At 71.2% G+C, this 19,831-nt stretch carries 14 protein-coding genes, 1 tRNA gene and 1 pseudogene; 12 read left to right on the plus strand and 4 right to left on the minus strand.

The window, feature by feature from the left end:
* From ABZ948_RS37055 to ABZ948_RS37080, 6 genes and pseudogenes are all read left to right on the plus strand, one after another.
* Positions 1-103 (plus strand): annotated as a pseudogene (locus ABZ948_RS37055) (segregation/condensation protein A); the annotation flags it as partial.
* Positions 104-357: 254 nt separating this feature from the next.
* Positions 358-1,647 carry an ABC transporter substrate-binding protein gene (locus tag ABZ948_RS37060; protein WP_359767233.1) on the plus strand — a complete coding sequence of 430 codons (1,290 nt, stop codon included), beginning with the start codon at positions 358-360 and terminating at the stop codon, positions 1,645-1,647.
* The gene (locus ABZ948_RS37065; protein WP_359767235.1) at positions 1,647-2,648 is read left to right on the plus strand and encodes a carbohydrate ABC transporter permease; all 1,002 of its coding nucleotides are present in this window, start codon (positions 1,647-1,649) and stop codon (positions 2,646-2,648) included. Before ABZ948_RS37060 ends, ABZ948_RS37065 begins: the two co-directional genes overlap by 1 nt.
* Positions 2,645-3,526, plus strand: coding sequence for a carbohydrate ABC transporter permease (locus ABZ948_RS37070; protein ID WP_359767237.1), 882 nt, complete (start codon positions 2,645-2,647; stop codon positions 3,524-3,526). The genes ABZ948_RS37065 and ABZ948_RS37070 overlap by 4 nt, the downstream gene beginning before the upstream one ends.
* A 7-nt stretch (positions 3,527-3,533) precedes the next feature.
* Positions 3,534-4,163 (plus strand): hypothetical protein, encoded by a 630-nt coding sequence (locus ABZ948_RS37075; RefSeq protein ID WP_359767239.1) that lies wholly within the window; start codon positions 3,534-3,536, stop codon positions 4,161-4,163.
* Positions 4,164-4,276: 113 nt separating this feature from the next.
* The gene (locus ABZ948_RS37080; protein ID WP_359767241.1) at positions 4,277-7,012 is read left to right on the plus strand and encodes an exo-rhamnogalacturonan lyase family protein; all 2,736 of its coding nucleotides are present in this window, start codon (positions 4,277-4,279) and stop codon (positions 7,010-7,012) included.
* A gap of 7 nt (positions 7,013-7,019) precedes the next feature.
* Here ABZ948_RS37080 and ABZ948_RS37085 read toward each other — a convergent pair whose 3' ends face one another.
* On the minus strand, positions 7,020-9,434 hold the full coding sequence (locus ABZ948_RS37085) for an SCO7613 C-terminal domain-containing membrane protein (RefSeq protein ID WP_435857770.1): 2,415 nt from the start codon (positions 9,432-9,434) through the stop codon (positions 7,020-7,022).
* A 60-nt stretch (positions 9,435-9,494) separates the two neighbouring features.
* Here ABZ948_RS37085 and ABZ948_RS37090 point away from each other — a divergent pair, with 60 nt between their 5' ends.
* Positions 9,495-9,941: an SRPBCC family protein gene (locus ABZ948_RS37090; RefSeq protein WP_359767245.1), complete on the plus strand. Its 447-nt coding sequence runs from the start codon at positions 9,495-9,497 to the stop codon at positions 9,939-9,941.
* Positions 9,942-9,980: 39 nt separating this feature from the next.
* A tRNA-Val gene (locus ABZ948_RS37095) sits at positions 9,981-10,052 on the plus strand.
* Between the two features lie 69 nt (positions 10,053-10,121).
* Here the strand turns inward: ABZ948_RS37095 and ABZ948_RS37100 are convergent.
* Positions 10,122-10,850: a 3'-5' exonuclease gene (locus ABZ948_RS37100; RefSeq protein WP_359767246.1), complete on the minus strand. Its 729-nt coding sequence runs from the start codon at positions 10,848-10,850 to the stop codon at positions 10,122-10,124.
* Positions 10,851-11,019: 169 nt separating this feature from the next.
* Here ABZ948_RS37100 and ABZ948_RS37105 point away from each other — a divergent pair, with 169 nt between their 5' ends.
* The 4 genes from ABZ948_RS37105 (at position 11,020) to ABZ948_RS37120 (ending at position 15,507) form a co-directional block, all read left to right on the plus strand.
* Positions 11,020-11,586: a DUF4365 domain-containing protein gene (locus ABZ948_RS37105; RefSeq protein WP_359767248.1), complete on the plus strand. Its 567-nt coding sequence runs from the start codon at positions 11,020-11,022 to the stop codon at positions 11,584-11,586.
* On the plus strand, positions 11,583-12,809 hold the full coding sequence (locus ABZ948_RS37110; protein ID WP_359767250.1) for a hypothetical protein: 1,227 nt from the start codon (positions 11,583-11,585) through the stop codon (positions 12,807-12,809). The genes ABZ948_RS37105 and ABZ948_RS37110 overlap by 4 nt, the downstream gene beginning before the upstream one ends.
* Positions 12,810-12,903: 94 nt before the next feature.
* A complete protein-coding gene (gene thrS, locus ABZ948_RS37115) occupies positions 12,904-14,880 on the plus strand; it encodes a threonine--tRNA ligase (RefSeq protein ID WP_359767252.1) in 1,977 nt (658 codons plus the stop codon).
* 66 nt (positions 14,881-14,946) lie between these two features.
* Entirely contained in the window at positions 14,947-15,507 is a 561-nt protein-coding gene (locus ABZ948_RS37120; RefSeq protein WP_351348991.1) for an HIT family protein, read from the plus strand.
* A 116-nt stretch (positions 15,508-15,623) separates the two neighbouring features.
* Here the strand turns inward: ABZ948_RS37120 and ABZ948_RS37125 are convergent, their stop codons facing one another.
* Both ABZ948_RS37125 and ABZ948_RS37130 read right to left on the minus strand, forming a co-directional pair.
* Complete coding sequence (locus ABZ948_RS37125) at positions 15,624-17,291, minus strand: AbeC-like domain-containing protein (protein WP_359767254.1); 1,668 nt, start codon at positions 17,289-17,291, stop codon at positions 15,624-15,626.
* A gap of 172 nt (positions 17,292-17,463) precedes the next feature.
* Complete coding sequence (locus tag ABZ948_RS37130) at positions 17,464-19,662, minus strand: elongation factor G-like protein EF-G2 (protein WP_359767256.1); 2,199 nt, start codon at positions 19,660-19,662, stop codon at positions 17,464-17,466.
* Between the last annotated feature and the right edge of the window lie 169 nt (positions 19,663-19,831).

A 19,831-nucleotide genomic window follows, 5' to 3' on the forward strand; every position in this document is an offset into this window, starting at 1 on the left:
GATCTCACGGCACAAGCTGGACGTCACCGAGGTCGCGCTGTCCAAGGTGACCGACGAGTTCATGGCGCACATCCGGGCCATGGGGCCGGACTGGGCCACCGACCTCTTTCGGTCGCGCCCGAAACCCGCGCAACCGGCTTCGCCGCGTCCGGCCCCTCGGCCACCCCCGCCTCACCAGGGACGTCACCCCGCCCGGCCCCCGACGCCGTCGCCCCACACCGCTCCGCCCGCACCCGCTCCGGTAAGAAATTCTTGTCCGAATCATTGACGCACCCTCGGCCCCTCCGTAACTTGTGCCAGCAAGCGCTTACTTGAAACGATTCATGCGAGCGGGATGACGTGCGGGGAGGTCCAACCGTGGTGAACGGCAGGAATGTTGAGAGACGTACGATCCTGAAGGTGGCCGGGGCCACGGCAGCCACCCTGGGGATGGCCGCGACGACCGGCTGCGGTGGCGACGGAGGGACGTCCGCGGACGGGACGGTGACGATCCGTTATGCGTGGTGGGGTGCGGAGGACCGCGCCGAGAGAATCAAGAAGACCATCGCGCTCTTCGAGAAGAAGTACCCGAAGATCAAGGTGAAAACGGACTTCCAGCCTTATCTCGACTTCTGGAAGAAGTTCAACACGCAGGCCTCCGGCGGAAATCCGCCGGACGTCTTCCAGAATGCCGTCGGCTTCCTCCGCAAATACGACGCCAAGAACATCCTGCTCGATCTCAGTGAGCAGGCCAAGGCCGGCAACCTCCGGATGGAGGGATTCCGGGCGGGCCTCGAGAAGTTCGGCGAGATCGACGGCAAGCTCCTCGGCGTCCCGGTCGGCTCCAACTCGATGGCGCTCGTCATCGACAAGCCCGTCTACACCCGCGCCGGCGTCAAGCCCGAGCAGGGCTGGACCTGGGACGACTTCGACGCGGGCATGAAGAAGATCCGCGACAAGACGGGCCGCGCCGGTGACAGCGGTATGTACGGCGTCATGTACCTCTACGACCTCTACCTGCGCCAGAACGGCAAGTCGTTCTTCACCGAGGACGGACTCGGCTTCACCGAGGCGGATCTGACGGACTGGTGGACGAAGGCCGAGAAGGGCATCAAGGAGGGCCTCTACGCCGACCCCAAGAAGGTCGTCCAGATCAAGCCCAAGTCGGCCCTCGCCGGTGAACTCGCGGCCGGTGAGTTCACCTGGGACAACTTCACCGTGCGCTACAGCGCCGAGGGCAAGAGCGAGTACGCCCTGGCGCCGATCCCGACCACGGACGGCAAGAAGACCGGGCAGTACCTGGGCTCCCTCATGCTCAGCGCCTCCAAGCGCACGCAGCACCCCAAGGAGGTCGCCCAGTTCATCGACTTCATGGTGCACGACCCCGAGGTCGCCAAGATCATGGGTTACGACCGCGGTGTGCCGGCGACGCAGGCGCAGTACGACGCCTTCAAGCCCACCGACCCGGTCAACAAGGCGATCGCCGCCTATGAGGAGTCCCTCGTCGAGGCCGGCGTCCTGGAGCCCATCACCCCGCACCCGAGCGGCGCCGACATCTGTGAGTCCGCGTTCCTGCGCATCGCCGAGGAGCTCGGCCTGGGCAAGAGGTCGGTGGGCGACGCCGTCAAGCAGTTCTTCACCGAGTCGAAGACGGCTCTCGGCACCTGATGGGAACCACCGTGACACACGCCCCTGCGATGGAGGGCCTGTCCCAGGACTCCGAGCCGCGGCACGGTCCGGTGAAGCCCGCGCGCCCCGCCGCCCTCAAACGGCGGCGGCGCCGGGAGAACCTGGCCGGCTATCTCTTCATGTCCCCGTGGATCGCCGGGTTCCTGCTGCTGACAGCGGGCCCGATGGTCGCCTCGCTCTACTTCGCGTTCACCGACTACAACCTGTTCGACCCGCCCAAGTGGATCGGCCTCGACAACTTCTCCGAGATGTTCGGCGATCCGCGCTGGCGCCACTCGGTGCAGGTGACGATGTGGTACGTCGTCGTCGGCACGCCACTGAAGCTGATCGCGGCGCTCGGGGTGGCGCTGCTCCTCGCCCAGAAGCGGCGTGGGCAGGCCTTCTACCGGGCCGCGTTCTACGCGCCCTCGCTGATCGGGGCGAGCGTGTCCGTCGCGATCGTGTGGCGGGCGATCTTCTCGGACGACGCGGTCGTCGACCGTACGCAGAAGCTCTTCGGGCTCGACGTCGGCGGCTGGACCGGCGATCCGGACCTGATCATCTACGCGCTGGTGGCGCTCACCGTCTGGCAGTTCGGTGCCCCCATGGTCATCTTCCTCGCCGGTCTCAAGCAGGTTCCGCGTGAGCTGTACGAGGCGGCCGAGGTCGACGGGGCCGGCACGCTGCGGCGGTTCTGGAACATCACCCTGCCGATGATCTCGCCGGTCCTCTTCTTCAACGTCCTGCTGGAGACGATCCACTCCTTCCAGATCTTCAGCTCGGCGTACATCGTCGGCGGCGGCGCCGGAGGCAGCGCCTGCGGTCCGGCCGACGGCTCGATGGTCTACACCTGCTACCTCTACGTCCAGGGCTTCGAGAACAGCCGGATGGGCATGGCCTCCGCGATGGCCTGGCTGCTGCTGATCGCGGTCGCCCTGGTGACAGCGGTCCTGTTCTGGTCCCAGAAGCGCTGGGTGCACTACGAGGAGGGCGCCCGATGAGCGCACCGGCCACCGATCTCAAGACCTCCTCCGGGGCGTTGCGCCACAAGCTCCCCGGGTCCGTCGCCTGGCACATCGGCTCCCTGCTGATCCTCGCGGTGATCCTCTACCCGGTGGTCTGGGTCATCGGCGCGTCCTTCAAGGAGAGCCAGGACATCGTCGGCAGCCTGGACCTCTTCCCGGGCGATCCGATCACCTCGAACTACTCGCGGCTCAGCGAGGGCATCGCGGACATCCCCATCTCCACCTTCTTCCTCAACTCACTGTTCCTCGGGGTGGGTTCCGTGGTGGGGATCCTGGTGTCCTGCTCGCTGACCGCGTACGCCTTCGCCAAGATCAGGTTCGCGGGCCGGAACCTGCTGTTCACGCTGATGATCGGCACGCTCCTGTTGCCTTACCACGTGCTGCTGATCCCGCAGTACGTGCTGTTCCGCAACATGGAGATGATCAACACCTACACCCCGCTGCTGCTGGGGAAGTACCTGGCCACCGAGGCGTTCTTCGTCTTCCTGATGGTGCAGTTCATGCGGAACCTGCCCAAGGAGCTCGACGAGGCCGCCCGGCTCGACGGCTGCGGGCACCTGCGCATCTACTGGTCGATCGTGCTGCCGCTGTGCCGTCCGGCCCTGATCACCAGCGCCATCTTCACGTTCATCAACGCGTGGAACGACTTCATGGGACCGCTGATCTATCTCAACGAGCCGGACAAGTACACGGTCTCGCTGGGGCTGAAGATGTTCGTGGACCAGGACGCCGTGGCCAACTACGGCGGCATGATCGCCATGTCGCTGGTCGCGCTGCTGCCGGTGCTGGCGTTCTTCCTGGCCTTCCAGCGCTATCTCATCGACGGCATGGCCACGTCGGGTCTGAAGGGCTGAGGCGAGGATGGCCGGGACACGGGTGACGGCACATGGTGAGGCGGCGTTCGCCGACGAGGCGCCCTCCGCTCGAGGGGAGTCGAGAGCCTGGGGACGGTTCGCGGTGTTCGCCGAGTCGCTGCTGACCGGTGTGTGGATCGCGGTGGCCTCACTGGGTGTCGTGACGTATCCGGCGGCCTTCGCCGCCGGGGCGCGGCACCTGCGGCGCAGCATCGCCCATGAGGGCGGCGGCCTGCGGGAGTTCCTCGCCGACTTCCGGGCCGCTCTGCGCGGCGGGTGGCTCGCCGGGCTCGCCGGCTGGGCGGCGCTGGCCGCGGTCTGGGTGGACGTGCAGGCGGCCCGGGCGGGGATCCCCGGCGGGCCGCTGGTCGGCGCCGTCGGGGTCGTCGCGCTGATCGGGCTCGTCGTGGCCGGGCTGCGCGCGGCGGCGGTGTGGGAGCCGGGCGCCCGCTGGCGGACGCTGCTCGCTCAGGCCGGACGCCGCACGGTGCTCGACCCGGCGGGGTCCTTCCTGCTCATGGCCGGGCCGGCCGTGGCGGTCGTGTCCGCCTGGTTCGCCGCGCCGCTGGTGGTCCCGGTCCTCGGGGCCGTCGCGGCGGCGGCCGTCGCCGTGGAGGAGCGGTACCGGCACCGCTGACCGGCGGTGCGTCTTCCCAGGTCGGCGCCCCGGGCGCCGCACCTCTCTCTGTCATGCCCCTGACCAGCGTATGGATGCGCATCCCGCACGGACGAGGAAAGGCAGCAACCCGTATGTCTCCCATCCCCCGCAGATCTCTCCTGAAGGCGGCCGCCGTCGCCGGAGCCGCCGCCCAGTTCAGCTGGGCGCTGGGCACGCAGGACGCCCAGGCCGCGCCCGTCGCGGCACCCGCCGACGCCGACCCGGTGACCCTGAACTGGCTGGAGGACGGCGGCCTCGGCGCGGCCCCCGGCTCCACCGTCGGCGTCCCGTGGCCCAAGGGCGCCTACCAGGAGGACCAGACCTTCGCGCTCACGGACGCGGACGGCAAGGCCGTACCCGTGCAGTCCTGGCCGATCGCCTACTGGCCCGACGGCTCCCTCAAGTGGACCGCGCACGCGGTCGCTTCGGGCAACGGCAAGCTCACCCTCGCGGCCGGCACGCCCGCCGCACCCGAGAAGAAGGTCACCGTCGACAAGAGCGGCGGCACCATCACCGTCTCGACCGGTGCCATCACCGCCAGGATCGGCAAGTCCGGCTCCACGATCGTCAAGTCGGTCACCCGGGGCTCGACGGAGATCGCCAAGAACGGCCGCCTGGTGCTGATCCGCCAGCCGGAGTTCGAGGACGGCGACCAGGGCACGGTCAAGACCGAGCGCTTCGACGGCGTCATCTCCAAGACCGAGGTCGAGCAGGAGGGCCCCGTCCGGGCCGTCGTCCGCATCGACGGCAAGCACCGCAAGGGCGACCGGAGCTGGCTGCCGTTCTCCATCCGCCTCTACTTCTTCGCGGGCGCCGACTCCTTCCGCATGGTGCACACCATCACCTACGACGGGAAGCAGGAGCCCGGGAAGGCGAGCGGCGACTTCGTCCGCGGGCTCGGCGTGCGCTTCCAGGTCCCGATGCGGGACGAGTCCTACGACCGCCACATCCGCATCGGCGGCGACGGCACCGGTCTGCTGCGCGAGGCCGTCAAGGGCATCACCGGACTGCGCCGCGACCCCGGCGCGGCCGTCCAGGCGGCCCAGTACGAAGGAAAGAAGCTCCCCGACCCCGCCACCTGGGACCAGCGGGTCACCACCCGCCTGCAGTACATCCCCGAGTGGGGCGACTACACCCTCTCCCAGCTCTCCGCCGACGGCTTCGCCCTGCGCAAGCGCACCAAGAAGGGCTACGGCTGGATCGGCGCGGGCGGCGGCCGGCGCGCCTCCGGCTTCGGGTACGTCGGCGGGGTGAGCGGCGGACTCTCCTTCGGACTGCGCGACTTCTGGGAGAAGTTCCCCGCCCAGCTCGACATCCGGAACGCCCACACCGACGAGGCCGAGGTCACCCTCTGGCTCTGGTCGCCCGAGGCGCAGCCGATGGACATGCGCTTCTACCACGACGGCATGGGCCAGGACACCTTCCCCGAGCAGCTCGAGGGCCTCAACATCACCTACGAGGACTACGAGCCCGAGTTCGGCACCCCCTACGGCATCGCCCGCACCTCCGAGCTGCTGTTCTGGGCCAACGCGTCCACCCCGAGCGCCGAGACCCTCGCCGAGCAGGTCGAGGCCGTGCGGGTCCTCCCGCAGCTCGCCGCCCCGCCGAAGCAGCTCATCAAGGCGGGCGTCTTCGGCAAGGGCCTGTTCGCCGAACCCGACCGGTCCACCCCCGCCAAGGCGAAGATCGAGGACCACCTCGACTTCCTCTTCACCTACTACAAGGACCAGGTGGAGATGCGCCGGTGGTACGGCTTCTGGGACTACGGCGACATCATGCACACCTACGACACCGTCCGGCACCAGTGGCGCTACGACGTCGGCGGCTACGCCTGGGACAACTCCGAACTGTCGCCGGACCTCTGGCTCTGGTACGCGTACCTGCGCTCCGGCCGCGCCGACATCTTCCGCTTCGCCGAGGCCATGACCCGGCACACCGGCGAGGTCGACGTCTACCACCTGGGCAAGTGGGCGGGCCTCGGCACCCGGCACGGCGTGCAGCACTGGGCCGACAGCGCCAAGCAGCAGCGCATCGCCAACACCACGTACCGGCGCTACTACTACTTCCTCACGGCCGACGAACGCGTCGGCGACCTCATGCACGCCAACGTCGACTCCGACGAGACGTTCCTCGTCCTCGACCCGATCCGCAAGATCCGCACCGAGCCGTACACGCCCGACCGGCACGCCCTGTCGATCGGCTTCGGCACGGACTGGAGCGGCCTGGTCTCGGCGTGGCTGACCGAGTGGGAGCGCAAGGGCCCCAAGTGGGAGAAGGCCAAGGCGCGCGTGCTTTCCACGATGGAGACCATCGCCGCCCAGCCCAACGGCTTCGTCCAGGGCAGCGGCCTGTACGACCTGGACACCGGCAAGTTCGCCGTCGCGGCCCAGCCCAAGGTGGAGGTCTCGCACCTGTCGGCGGTCTTCGGCCTCAACGAACTGTGCGCCGAGCTCATCGACCTCGTCGACATGCCGAAGTTCAAGGAGGCGTACCTCGACTACTGCCGCTACTTCAACGCCACCAAGGCCGAGCAGGCGGCCCGCTACGGCAGCAACTTCGGCTCCCTGATCCTCTTCCAGGGCCACTCGCGCCTCGACGCCTACGCCGCCGTCCAGAGCGGCGACGAGAAACTCGCCAAGCGCGCCTGGGACAAGTTCTACAACTCCGACGGCTACAAGGAGTCCGCCCCCTGGAAGACCGAGAAGCTGAGCGGCCCGCTCACCCTGGTGCCGGGCAGCGAGGCGCCCTGGGTGTCCACCAACGACACCTCGCTGTACGGCCTCGCCGCGATCGAGAACCTGGCCCTGCTCGGGGACAGGATGCCGTGACCGGCGGCTAGTCCATCCTCCCCAGGACCTCCCGCACCCGCCGGACGTCCCGGATCCGCTGCTCGTACGTCGCCCCGAGTGCGAGCAGCAGGAGTCCGGCGAGGGCGGGGGGTGCCCAGCGGGGGAGCGCTCCGGTCACCTGCACGACGTACGGGGCGAGTTCGTGCAGCGTGACCAGGGCCAGCACCGAGCCGCCGAGCACCAGCGGTGCCTGGAGGTGGTGCCGGGCGCCCAGCAGGGTGACCAGCAGTGCCGCCGTGCCCAGCAGCAGCGGACGCGTCCAGTGCGGGTCGCCCCAGGCCGCGACCAGGCTCGGCAGCAGGGTGGCGGCGAGTCCGGCGCCGTACGCCGTCCAGGAGGAAGTCCGCGGGTCGCGGCGCCGGCGCAGGGCGCCGACGAGCAGGGCCGGGACGGTCACCGGGAGCGTGTACGCCTCGGGCGTGGAGACGTCCCAGGCGGCCAGGCGCACCCACGCGGCCAGTACGAACAGGGCCGTGGCCGCGTAACCGGCGGAACGGCGGCCGGGGCGCAGCGCGGTGCCCGCTGCGATCACCCCGCACAGGGCCAGCACCAGGGCGAGCAGCGGCGGGTCGGTCACGGCGAGACCCACGGCGAGCAGACCGGTGGCGGCAGCGGTGATCTCCACCGCCACGACGGCCCGGGACTCCGCGAGACGTGCCGCGAGCAGGGCGGCGGCAGCGGGTACGGCCAGGACCAGCAGGGCCGTGCGGGCAGGCGGCCAGCCCGCCGCGGCACCCGTGGCCGAGGCCAGCGCGGCGGCGTGCACGAGAGCGGCGGGAACCGTGACGGCGGCGGGGCCGGCCCGCCACGAAGCCCCGGCGAACAGGGCCGTCAGCACGGACAGCACGACGAGGGTCGCGGTCTGGGAGGCCAGCGAGACGAGGACCAGGCTGCACGCCGTGACCAGGGCGAGCACGAGGGCGGTGATCCGCGCGTCGGACGCCGCGACCCGGCAGGCGTACAGCGCGGCCGCCGTCACGACTCCCAGGACCGCCGGCCCCGCCCCGTACGGGAGCGCGAAGACCGCCGGGAGTATCAGCACCGCGCCCCAGAGCAGGCCCAGGGCACCGAGCCGGGCCCGCGGACGCCACTGCTCCGCGCGGACCGCCAGGGCGAGCACGGCCGCCACGACCACGAGTACCAGGGGAGCCGTCGCCGCGTCCGGCGGCCAGGGCGCCTCGACGGTCACCGCGGCACGGGCGTCCGACGGCGCCCCGCCCCACACCCGCGCCAGCCACCCGGCCGGCCCCAGCAGCACCACCATGACGACGGGCAGCGCCCACAGCACGGCCAGCGCCTGCACGGCACCGGAAGCCCAGGCGAGACCCTGCCGTACCGCGCCGGGCAGACGGCTCACCCGCACCGCCGCCAACAGGGCCACACCGAGGGCCAGATGAGTCGGCGCCGCCCACGGCGACGGCAACCCGGAGCGGACCACTCCGCCGAGCGCCGCCACGGTGAACAGCCCCGAGGCGACCGCCAGGCCGAGGGCGTGCCGCGGGCCCGGCACCCGCCAGGCCGCACCCAGCGCGATCCCCGTGGCCAGGAGGAGCAGCGCCCCGGCCCGCGTGGCAGCCCCCGGGCCGCCGGCCGTCAGCGACAGCCAGCCCGCGCCCAGGACGCCCCAGCCACCCACGGCGTACGCGCCGACGACCGCCGTGATCCGCACGGAAACGGTCGTCACCCGCAGCGCCACCACAGCGTCCAGCCCCGCCGTCACCAGCAGCGCTGCCGTGATCACATACGGACCCGTGTCGGCGGCCAGAGTCCCCAGCAGCAGCGGGAACTGTGCCGCCGCCAGGGCGGTCGGCAGGGGCAGCCGCAGGGCGGCCGTGGCGGGCAGCAGGCCGTACGCCGACCAGACCACCGCCAGCACCGCCGCCGCGACCGCCGCGTATCCCGTCCCGTCGGTCCCCGCGAGGGCGGCCTCGTGCAGCGCGTACGCGTCGAGGACGGTCAGGGCGAGCCCGAGTCCCGCCACGGACTCCGCCGTCGACCGCAGCCCGCCCTTGAGGAGGGGCACGGGAGCGGCGAGCGCGGCCAGCGTGACCGCGCCGAGCACCAGCGCCCGCCCGGCGATGCCCAGGTGCCCCCAGCTGACCAGCGTGAACACCGCGGCCGCGAGCGTGAGCAGGACACCGCCGAGCACCAGCAGCAGATTCTGCACACTGGGCGCGGCGGTCTCCGGGCGGGGCGGTGCGGCGGACGGCGTCCGCGCCTCGGCCCGTGACTGCTGCTGTGTCTGCTGCAGGGCCGCGACCAGCCAGGCGCGGCGAGCCAGCAACTGGGAGCGCCGGGCGTCCAGTTGCCAGAGTTCGGCATCGAGGAGCCGGAGTTCCTCGGCCGGCGGCGGAAGGTGCGTCATGGCACGCAGTGTGGCCCGGGTCACCTCGCAGGACATGAGCGCGGATACTCAGGCGCGTACTCAGACGGCCCCGCCGTAAGGGGGCAGACTGCGGGGATGGACTGGAACCACTACCGCTTCCGCGCCCTGTGGCCCCTGCCCGCGCCCCCGGCCGCCGTCTTCGAGGTGCTGGAACAGCCCGAGGACTACCCCCGCTGGTGGCGCCAGGTCCGGGAGGTCACCCGGCTCGACGACACCACCGGGGTGATCCGGATCCGCTCCGTCCTGCCGTACGACTTGACCTTCACGGCACGCGAGACGCGGCGTGACCCCGCGGCCGGGGTGCTGGAGATCGCCATGACCGGGGACCTCGACGGCTGGGCACGCTGGACCGTGACGCCGCTCCGGTCGGGCAGCCTCGCGCGGTACGACCAGGTCGTGAACGTGACCAAGCCGCTGCTGAGGCGGTTCGCCGTACCGGGACGGCCCGTCTTCCGCGCCAACCACGCGCTGATGATGCGCTCCGGGCGGCGCGGACTGCTCAGGCACCTCGAAGCGGTTTGAAGGAAACGTGCCGGGACCTGTATTGTTCAGTGCGTTCCCGGGCGATTAGCTCAGTGGGAGAGCGCTTCGTTCACACCGAAGAGGTCACTGGTTCGAACCCAGTATCGCCCACCGGAAACAGCCGGTCCGTCACAGACGGACCGGTTTTTTCATGCCCCGAACCAGGGCCCGACCAGGTGCTCAGGCCGCCGCCGGCAGGTCCGGACGCAGCGGCCAGGCCGGATCCACCGCCTCCTCGACGCCACTGCGCGCGAACCACGCCTGCAGGCCCCGCGCTTGCGCCGCGTGCCACACCGCCTGCAGCGTGTGCAGCTCGCCGGGCGCCAGCCGCTCCAGCCGCGACGCGAACCGGCGGCCCACCGCCCGGGTCACCTCCAGCGCCGCCACGGCGTCGGCGGCCGCGTCGTGCGCGCCGTCCAGGGTGACGCCGTAGTGCGCGCACAGGTCGGTCAGCGTGCGGCGGCCCTTGCGGTAGCGGTCCAGATGCTTGTCCAGGACCCGCGGATCGAGCACGAACAGCGGCGCCGACTCGAACCAGCGGCCCAGCGACGAGGCGCGATGGCGCCGCAACTCCCGGTCCAGCAACGTCAGATCGAACGGCGCGTTCATCACCACGACCGGCCGGCCGGCGTGGGCCTGCTCGGCCAGCGCCTCCGCTATCTCGTACATGACCGGCGACGGCCACCGGCCGTTGCGCTGGAGGTGCTCCTCCGTCAGACCGTGCACCGCCGTCGCCTCGGCGGGCACCGGCACCCCCGGGTTCACCAGCCAGCGGCTCACCCGCGGCCGGACACCCGGCGCGTCCTGGACGACGACGGCGGCCGACACGATCCGGTCGGTCTCGACGTCCACGCCCGTCGTCTCCGTGTCGAAGGCGGCCAGCGCCCCCTCGTACCAGCACGTCGTCATACCCACACAACCCCTCGTTCACCTTCGGCAGTTGACGCACCGTCCGCTGCCCGATCCGGTGATACCCGGGCTGTTTGCGCCGTACGCCGGAAGGAGACAACAGGAGTACGGGTTGTTGCAGTTCAGCGGCCCGCAGCGGGGAATCACTTGTTCTGGAAGGCTGTTGGCCATGGCCATAGCGCAGCCCGAACGGGGCGGGCTGCTGCCCGAGCGCACGGCTCCCTCTCGCGGCACTCTCGCCACCACCGCCTGCATGGAGACACTGCAGGTCGGCTATCTGCACGCCGTCGCGGCGGCCGCCGGCTGCTCGCTGTCCCAGCCCTTTCCCGACAACGGCATCGACTGGCACGTCAGCCACAGCGCCCCCGGGCACACGGTCGACGACGAGGTCACCATCAAGGTGCAGCTCAAGGCCACCTACCAGGTGCCGCCCAACCCCCCGGGCCGCACCTTCGCCTTCACGCTCGACAACGACCACCTGGCGAAACTCGCCCGCACCCCCGTGTCCGTGCACAAGATCCTGGTGGTGATGCTGGTGCCGCGCTCCCCGGACGACTGGCTGCGCGCCAGCCACGACCGGCTCGACCTGAGGCACTGCTGCTACTGGACCAACCTCGCCGGACAGCCGATCACCGGCCGCCGCCGCACCACCGTGCGCATACCGACTTCACGCATCTTCGACGACCGGGCGCTGTGCGAGATCATGACGCGGGTCGGGACGGGAGGAAGACCGTGACGCACCGCCCGACCGAGGAGCCGGCGAGGCCCGCCCGGCCCCACCCCGTGGACCCCGCCTGGAGCGGCTCCCCGCCCGAGCCCGTCGACGTCGACCCGGCCGTGCTCGGCGCCCTGCTGCGCCGGCACGGCTGGCAGCGGCGCGGCGGCGCCCCGGGCCGCTACGGCCGCTGGACCCCGCCCGGCCCGGGCGGCAGCGGCACCAGCCTGCTGGTGCCCGAGAGCCGCGCCTTCCCCGACAGTGACGACCTGCTCGGCGAGGCCCTGCTCGCCCTGTCCCGCAGCGGCTCGCCCTCCGCCCGCGAGGTCCTCCTCTCCCTCGCCGTGCCCAGCGACGAGATCCGCTGGTGGCACGACGTCCCCGCCGGCCCCGGCGGGGCGGCCCCCTGGGCCGTCGAGGACCGGCTGCGCACCGCCGCCCGCCGGACGCTGCTCGCCGCGGCCCTCGCCACCCGCGCGCGGGCCGGCTACCACGGCGCCCGCCACCGGCGCGCCGCCGCGGCGGCCCTGGAGCACGTCCTCGTCGGCTCCGCCGCGGACGGCCGCCTCACCGCCTTCGTGCCCGTCGCCACCGGCCGCCCCCTCGCGGTGCGCCTCCACCAGGCCCTGCACGCCGCCCGCGAGGCCATCGACTACCAGCGCGCCACCGGCGGCATGGACGCCTTCGACGCCGCCGTCGAGGCGGGCGTGAGCCACGAGCTCACCGAGGCGCTGGTCGCCCTCGTCCGGGGCACGGAAGGCGCCCGGATCGCCGTCGAGTGGGCCCCGGCGGCCGGTGTGCCCGAGGGCTGCGCACCCACCGCCGAGCCCGTCGAGTTCTCGCCCGGCGACCTGGCCGTGCTGCGCGCGGCAGGCGCCCGCTACCTGCACGAGGAACCCGCCGTGCCGGTGCGGATCACCGGAGCGGTGGTCCGGATGCGCAGGTCCGGGCCGCGCGGCGAGGGCACCGTACGCCTGCGGGTGCTGGCCGGGGCCGATGTGCCGAACGTCCGGATCACCCTGGACGAGGAGGCGTACCGGATCGCCGGGCACGCCCACCTCGTCGGGCTGCCGGTGCGGGTGCACGGCAGACTGGAGAGCCGGGGCGGATTCCGCCGCCTCACCGGGGCCCACGGCGTCGTACCCGTGCAGGTCGACGACGCCGAGCGGGACCGGCTGATGAAGGAGCTCCAGGAGAACCTCGACTTCTTCGAGGAGGCCTGCGGAGGGGACTGCGGGGACTGATTTCGCGGTGGGCGGTCCGGGGTCGGTACGATCCTTACTCGTGCGCGCGCTCCGGTATGGCGCACGCAACCCCACCTTCAGTCAGGAGAGACCGGTGTCAGACGTCCGTGTGATCATCCAGCGCGATTCCGAGCGGGAAGAACGCGTGGTGACGACGGGCACTACGGCCGCCGAGCTCTTCGCCGGCGAGCGTTCCATCGTCGCCGCGCGCGTGGCCGGCGAGCTCAAGGACCTGTCGTACGCCCTGTCCGACGGCGACGAGGTCGAGGGCGTCGAGATCTCCTCCGAGGACGGCCTGAACATCCTGCGCCACTCCACCGCGCACGTCATGGCGCAGGCCGTGCAGGAGCTGTTCCCCGAGGCCAAGCTCGGCATCGGCCCGCCCGTCAAGGACGGCTTCTACTACGACTTCGACGTCGAGAAGCCGTTCACGCCCGAGGATCTCAAGGCCATCGAGAAGAAGATGCAGGAGATCCAGAAGCGCGGGCAGAAGTTCGCCCGCCGCGTCGTGACCGACGAGGCCGCCCGCGAGGAGCTGGCGAACGAGCCGTACAAGCTGGAGCTGATCGGCCTCAAGGGCTCCGCGTCCAGCGACGACGGGGCGGACGTCGAGGTCGGCGCCGGCGAGCTGACGATCTACGACAACCTGGACGCCAAGACCGGCGAGCTGTGCTGGAAGGACCTCTGCCGGGGCCCCCACCTGCCGTCGACCCGCGCGATCCCGGCGTTCAAGCTGATGCGCAACGCGGGCGCCTACTGGCGCGGCAGCGAGAAGAACCCCATGCTGCAGCGCATCTACGGCACCGCCTGGCCCACCAAGGACGAGCTGAAGGCGCACCTGGAGTTCCTCGCCGAGGCCGAGAAGCGCGACCACCGCAAGCTCGGCAGCGAGCTCGACCTGTTCTCCATCCCGGAGCAGATCGGCTCCGGCCTCGCCGTCTTCCACCCCAAGGGCGGCATCATCCGCCGGGTCATGGAGGACTACTCGCGCAAGCGGCACGAGGAGGCGGGCTACGAGTTCGTCTACACCCCGCACGCGACGAAGGGGAAGCTCTTCGAGACCTCGGGCCACCTGGACTGGTACGCCGACGGCATGTACCCGCCCATGCAGCTCGACGAGGGCGTGGACTACTACCTCAAGCCCATGAACTGCCCGATGCACAACCTGATCTTCGACGCGCGCGGGCGTTCCTACCGGGAACTGCCGCTGCGCCTGTTCGAGTTCGGCACGGTGTACCGGTACGAGAAGTCGGGCGTCGTGCACGGCCTGACCCGCGCCCGCGGCTTCACCCAGGACGACGCGCACATCTACTGCACCCGCGAGCAGATGTCCGAGGAGCTCGACAAGCTCCTCACCTTCGTCCTGGAGCTGCTGCGCGACTACGGGCTGAACGATTTCTACCTGGAGCTGTCCACCAAGGACCCGGAGAAGTTCGTCGGCTCCGACGAGGCCTGGGAGGAGGCGACCGAGACGCTGCGCCAGGTCGCCGAGAAGCAGGGCCTCCCGCTCGTCCCGGACCCGGGCGGCGCCGCCTTCTACGGCCCGAAGATCTCCGTCCAGGCCAAGGACGCCATCGGCCGCACCTGGCAGATGTCGACCATCCAGCTCGACTTCAACCTGCCGGAGCGCTTCGACCTGGAGTACACCTCCGCCGACGGCTCCAAGCAGCGCCCGGTCATGATCCACCGCGCGCTGTTCGGCTCGATCGAGCGGTTCTTCGCGGTGCTCCTGGAGCACTACGCGGGCGCCTTCCCGGCGTGGCTGGCCCCGGTCCAGGCGGTCGGCATCCCGATCGGCGACGCGCACGTCGAGTACCTGGAGAAGTTCGCCGCCGCGGCCAGGAAGCAGGGGCTGCGGGTCGAGGTCGACTCCTCCTCGGACCGTATGCAGAAGAAGATCCGCAACGCCCAGAAGCAGAAGGTGCCCTTCATGGTCATCGCGGGCGACGAGGACATGTCCCACGGCTCCGTGTCCTTCCGCTACCGCGACGGCTCCCAGGAGAACGGCATCCCGTTCGACGAGGCCATCGCGAAGATCCTCAAGGTCGTCGAGGAACGCGCGCAGGTCTGATCACACGGTGCGAAGGCCCCCGGGGGGATCCCGGGGGCCTTTTCCGTACCCCCAGCTCTACGCCATATGCTGCACTGCATGACGAGTGAGCCGGAGCAGCAGCTGGGAGTGGGGACACAGGACGCGTTCCAGCGTCTGTGGACGCCCCACCGGATGGCCTACATCCAGGGCGAGAACAAGCCGACCGGCCCGGGCGCCGGCGACGGCTGCCCCTTCTGCTCGATCCCGGCCAAGTCCGACGAGGACGGGCTGGTCGTCCGGCGCGGCGAGCAGGTCTACGCCGTGCTCAACCTGTACCCGTACAACGGCGGCCACCTGATGACCGTGCCCTACCGCCACGTCGCCGACTACACGGACCTCACGGCGGGGGAGACCGCCGAGCTCGGCGAGCTCACCAAGCAGGCGATGACGGCCCTGCGCACCGCCTCCGGCGCCCACGGCTTCAACATCGGCATGAACCAGGGCTCGGTCGCCGGCGCCGGCATCGCGGCCCACCTGCACCAGCACATCGTGCCGCGCTGGGGCGGCGACACGAACTTCATGCCGGTGGTGGGGCACACGCGGGTGCTGCCGCAGCTGCTGGCCGACACGAGGAAGATGCTGGCGGAGGCCTGGCCGGCCACCTGAGCCGGGCGGTTTCAGTCAGCCCGTCCGGCGCTTGAGGACGAGGCCGTTCAGGCCGATGGGGGTCCGGGGGCGAAGCCCCCGGGAACACCAGCCCCCACCGGCCCGCGGACGATCAACTACGCGTCGTACACATCCGCCTTCTTCGGCGAAGCCTCCTGCACCGCCCCACTGAGCGCCGCCGAACGCGCCCCGAACTTCTCCACGTTCACGCCGTTCTCCTTCAGCACCTTCAGCGCCGCCGCGTGCACCACCCGCAGCACGGGCGTGGCCGCCCGCAACGCGTCGTCCGCCATGAACCGGTGCCGCCACGGCTGGTCCGCCCACGCGTGCCGCAGGCCGAACGGCTCCGGCAGCGTGAGACTGCCGCCGAGCCACTTCAGCAGCGGCGGGTACCAGGTCAGCGGGGCCCGCGCGGCCAGCCGTACCACCTCGTCGGCGTCGATCAGGGGGAGCTTCACGGAGCGGGTCTCCCAGAACCGCAAGGCCTTCTGGACCGTCTTCTCCTTGGCCGCGGGCTTCTCGTTGAACAGGGAGTGGACCGGGCCCAGAGCGTGGCCGGTGACCTCGATGCGCAGGGTGTCGTGCAGCACGGTCACCGTGATCAGCATCGTGATCACCAGGTGGCCGTCCCAGAGGGTCCACTGCACCCCCAGGTAGTGCCGGTCGCCGCTGCCGAACTGCTGCTTGTTGCAGATGTCCTGCACGGCGTGCGTCCGGATCGTGTACGCCTCGACGTCGGTGCCGCTGGGCCGGGACACCTCCGTCGCCTTCTCGCCGATCGGGGTGACGATCCAGTGCGTGATGGTCGGCTTGGGGAAGCCGCCGGTGTTGATGGACGTGCGCTCCAGCATGCCCAGGCCGCCCTGGATCGCCACGATGACGTCCCAGCTGCGGAAGGGGTGGAAGTCCTTGCCCGGCTCGGCGGAGACCAGCTCCTCGGCCAGCTGCCAGCTGCCCCACCGCGTGCCCATGCCGAGTATGCCCTTGGGACCGGCGTAGAAGACCGAGTTGGACCGCTGCTCGGCGGCCAGGCGGGCCAGCTCCTTGCGGACCTGCTCGGCCGCGTCGCCGGGGTTGCCCGGGACGGCCTCGGGGATCTTGGCGCCGACGCCGCCGCCGGACAGCAGGCTCGACCAGCGCTCCCGCAGGTCACGGGCGGTCCGCTCGCAGATCTGCTTGGCCCAGAACCAGCCCACGACCGGCATGATGATCGCCGCGCGCCCGTACCAGGCCCAGAAGCCCGTGAACGGCATGCGGATCAGGAACAGCACGGCGAGCGCGCCCACCGCGACCAGCAGCGTCGTGGCGAGGGCGCCCGCGCGCTTGTCCTCGCGCTTGGCCATGGTGGTGCGCAGCGTGAACACCAGCAGCCACACGAGGAAGCCCGGCAGGAAGAGCACCCCGCAGATCACCGTGATCGCCGAGAGCCAGTTGTCGCGGTCGCGGCGGATGCGGTGGGCCGCCAGGCAGTGCTCCACGACGACCTGGGGCTCGATGCCGAAGGACTGGATGACCGGCTTGCGCCCGGCCCCCAGCATCCGGTCGATCACCGCGCGCGAGAAGGCCTCGCCGAACCTGGGGCGGAAGATCTTCGCCCACGGCCGCGGCGGGGTGACCTTGGACTGGTGCCATTCGTTGTCGGCGTTCAGGATCTTGGAGACCTCGTCGTCCCGGTACGCCGCCGCGGCCAGCGCATAGGTCGCCGCCGTCTGGCCGCTCGCACCCGCCAGAGGCACCTGGGCCCCTGGACTGAAGTCGAATCCGTCCGTCACTGCCGCCCCCATCGCTGCCGCATCCGCATCTGCGGCCTTCCCGACTTCCGCGCTCCGCACACCTGTTGATCAGGTCATCAGCGTATCCGTCCGCACCGGCATCCGTCGGCGGGCGGCCCGTCAAGCCGCCCGCCGCCCCGGAGGGGAGCCCTCACCAGGGCACTTGGTGGCGCCGGGGCGCCAACTAGGAGGCCTTGCGCGCCTCTTCACGCACCCGTTCCGCGACCTGCGCCGGCATCGCCTCGTGCCGCGCGTAACGGCGGCTGAAGCGGGCCGTGCCGTGCGTCATCGACCGCAGGTCCACCGCGTACCGGCCGATCTCGATCTCGGGCACCTCGGCCCGGATCAGGGTGCGCCCGCCGGGTGTCTGCTCGGTGCCGAGCAGCCGGCCGCGCCGGCCGGACAGGTCGCTCATCACGCTGCCCACGTAGTCGTCGCCGACCAGCACCGACACCTCGGCCACCGGCTCCAGCAGATGGATCTTCGCGTCGGCCGCGGCCTCCCGCAGCGCGAGCGCGCCGGCCGTCTGGAACGCGGCGTCGGAGGAGTCCACCGAATGCGCCTTGCCGTCCAGGAGCGTCACACGCACGTCGATGAGCGGATGCCCGGCGGCGACTCCCTTCGCGGCCTGGGCCCGGACGCCCTTCTCCACCGAGGGGATGAACTGCCGGGGCACCGCGCCGCCGACGACCTTGTCCACGAACTCGATGCCGGAGCCGCCCGGCAGCGGCTCGACCTCGATCTCGCAGATGGCGAACTGCCCGTGCCCGCCGGACTGCTTGACGTGCCGGCCGCGCCCGGCCGACCTGGTCGCGAAGGTCTCGCGCAGGGACACCCTGTGCGGGACGACGTCGACCTGGACGCCGTACCGGCTGCGCAGCCGCTCCAGGGCGACGTCCGCGTGCGCCTCGCCCAGGCACCACAGGACCACCTGGTGGGTGTCCTGGTTCTGCTCCAGCCGCATCGTCGGGTCCTCGGCGACCAGCCGGGACAGGCCCTGCGACAGCTTGTCCTCGTCCGGTTTGCTGTGCGCCTGGATGGCCAGCGGCAGCAGCGGGTCGGGCATCTGCCACGGCTCCATGAGCAGCGGGTCGTCCTTCGCGGACAGGGTGTCGCCGGTCTCGGCGCGGCTGAGCTTGGCCACGCAGGCCAGGTCGCCGGCGATCACGTGCGACACCGGGCGCTGCTGCTTGCCGAACGGCGTGGACAGGGCGCCGATCCGCTCGTCGACGTCGTGGTCCTCGTGCCCCCGGTCGGCCAGCCCGTGCCCGGAGACGTGGACCGTCTGGTCGGCGCGCAGGGTGCCGGAGAACACGCGGATCAGCGACAGCCGGCCGACGTACGGGTCCGAGGACGTCTTCACGACCTCGGCGACCAGCGGGGCGTCCGGGTCGCACGGCTTCAGCTCGCGCGGCTTGCCGTCGATCGTCGTGACCCGCACCGTCTCGTGCTCCAGCGGCGTCGGGAAGCCGCGCGTGACGAGTTCCAGCAGCTCGACCGTGCCGAGCCCCTGCCGGCCGCCCTCGGCCGCGGGGGCGGCGGCCAGGACGGGGAAGAAGACCCCGCGCGCCACGGCCCGCTCCAGGTCGTCGATGAGCGTCTTGACATCGACCGGCTCCCCGCCGAGATAGCGGTCCATGAGGGTCTCGTCCTCGCTCTCCGAGATGATCCCCTCGATCAGCCGGTTGCGGGCCTCCTCGATCAGCGGCAGCTGGTCCTCGCCCGGCTCCGACTCCTTGCGCTCACCGGTCGAGTAGTCGAAGAGCTTCTGCGACAGCAGCCCGATCAGCCCGGTCACGGGCGCGTGCCCGTCGGGCGCCTGCGGGCCGTGCAGCGGCAGGTAGAGCGGCAGGACCGCGTCCGGGTCGTCCGCGCCGAAGGCCTCCGCGCAGATCCGCGTCATCTCCTCGAAGTCGGCGCGCGCCGCCTCCAGGTGCGTGACGACGATGGCCCGGGGCATCCCCACGGCCGCGCACTCCTCCCACACCATGCGCGTCGAGCCGTCCACGCCGTCCGAGGCCGAGACGACGAAGAGGGCCGCGTCCGCCGCCCGCAGACCGGCCCTGAGCTCACCGACGAAGTCGGCGTATCCGGGGGTGTCGAGGAGGTTGACCTTGATGCCGTCCCACTCGACGGGCACCAGGGAGAGCTGCACCGAGCGCTGCTGCCGGTGCTCGATCTCGTCGTAGTCGGAGACGGTGCCGCCGTCCTCCACGCGGCCCGCCCGGTTCACCGCCCCCGCCGTCAGCGCGAGGGCCTCCACCAACGTCGTCTTGCCCGATCCGGAGTGGCCGACCAGCACCACATTCCGTACGGACTGGGGGTGGTCGGCCGCCTGTGCCCTGCCGGCGGCTCCGGGGTGTGTCTGTGCCTTGTCGCCCATGATCCTGCCTCCCGTGCACGGTGAGGTCACTGTGGGCGCGGACACGCGGGATCCGCGTGCGGTGCGGCTCCGGCGACGCCCGCGGTTCTTCGACCTTCCCACTCCCGTCACGGCGCGTCCATACGAACGACGTCATCGCGACTCGCACCAGCCGCTTGACGGTTCAACC

Origin of the sequence: Streptomyces olindensis (assembly GCF_040645895.1) — a bacterium.
GTDB classification, from domain to species: Bacteria; Actinomycetota; Actinomycetes; order Streptomycetales; family Streptomycetaceae; genus Streptomyces; species Streptomyces olindensis.

Bases quoted from the DNA above. Each gene is read 5' to 3' on its own strand.
- ABZ948_RS37065 (WP_359767235.1), top strand. From the start codon at position 1,647: ATGGGAACCACCGTGACACACGCCCCTGCGATGGAGGGCCTGTCCCAG.
- ABZ948_RS37070 (WP_359767237.1), top strand. From the start codon at position 2,645: ATGAGCGCACCGGCCACCGATCTCAAGACCTCCTCCGGGGCGTTGCGC.
- ABZ948_RS37075 (WP_359767239.1), top strand. From the start codon at position 3,534: ATGGCCGGGACACGGGTGACGGCACATGGTGAGGCGGCGTTCGCCGAC.
- ABZ948_RS37080 (WP_359767241.1), top strand. From the start codon at position 4,277: ATGTCTCCCATCCCCCGCAGATCTCTCCTGAAGGCGGCCGCCGTCGCC.
- ABZ948_RS37085 (WP_435857770.1), bottom strand. From the start codon at position 9,434: ATGTCCTGCGAGGTGACCCGGGCCACACTGCGTGCCATGACGCACCTT.
- ABZ948_RS37090 (WP_359767245.1), top strand. From the start codon at position 9,495: ATGGACTGGAACCACTACCGCTTCCGCGCCCTGTGGCCCCTGCCCGCG.
- ABZ948_RS37100 (WP_359767246.1), bottom strand. From the start codon at position 10,850: ATGACGACGTGCTGGTACGAGGGGGCGCTGGCCGCCTTCGACACGGAG.
- ABZ948_RS37105 (WP_359767248.1), top strand. From the start codon at position 11,020: ATGGCCATAGCGCAGCCCGAACGGGGCGGGCTGCTGCCCGAGCGCACG.
- ABZ948_RS37120 (WP_351348991.1), top strand. From the start codon at position 14,947: ATGCTGCACTGCATGACGAGTGAGCCGGAGCAGCAGCTGGGAGTGGGG.
- ABZ948_RS37125 (WP_359767254.1), bottom strand. From the start codon at position 17,291: ATGGGGGCGGCAGTGACGGACGGATTCGACTTCAGTCCAGGGGCCCAG.
- ABZ948_RS37130 (WP_359767256.1), bottom strand. From the start codon at position 19,662: ATGGGCGACAAGGCACAGACACACCCCGGAGCCGCCGGCAGGGCACAG.